The 451-nt window shown below is 39.5% G+C and carries 1 pseudogene; it reads left to right on the top strand.

Annotated features, from left to right (window positions below):
• Window positions 1-451: pseudogene (locus ACVYAD_RS25130) on the top strand (type I glyceraldehyde-3-phosphate dehydrogenase); the annotation flags it as partial.

Raw genomic sequence — 451 nt, 5'->3', positions numbered from 1 at the left:
CACCAAGAGTTAGACGGTTCTGAAACAGTTGTTTCAGGTGCTTCATGTACTACAAACTCATTAGCACCAGTTGCTAAAGTTTTAAACGATGACTTTGGTTTAGTTGAAGGTTTAATGACTACAATTCACGCTTACACAGGTGATCAAAATACACAAGACGCACCTCACAGAAAAGGTGACAAACGTCGTGCTCGTGCAGCAGCAGAAAACATCATCCCTAACTCAACAGGTGCTGCTAAAGCTATCGGTAAAGTTATTCCTGAAATCGATGGTAAATTAGATGGTGGTGCACAACGTGTTCCTGTAGCTACAGGTTCATTAACTGAATTAACAGTAGTATTAGAAAAACAAGACGTAACAGTTGAACAAGTTAACGAAGCTATGAAAAATGCTTCAAACGAATCATTCGGTTACACTGAAGACGAAATCGTTTCTTCAGACGTTGTAGGTA

This window comes from Lysinibacillus sp. G1-3 (assembly GCF_056322905.1).
The sequence above is the reverse complement of the archived record's forward strand: the minus strand, read 5'-3'. Positions and strand labels throughout refer to the sequence as shown.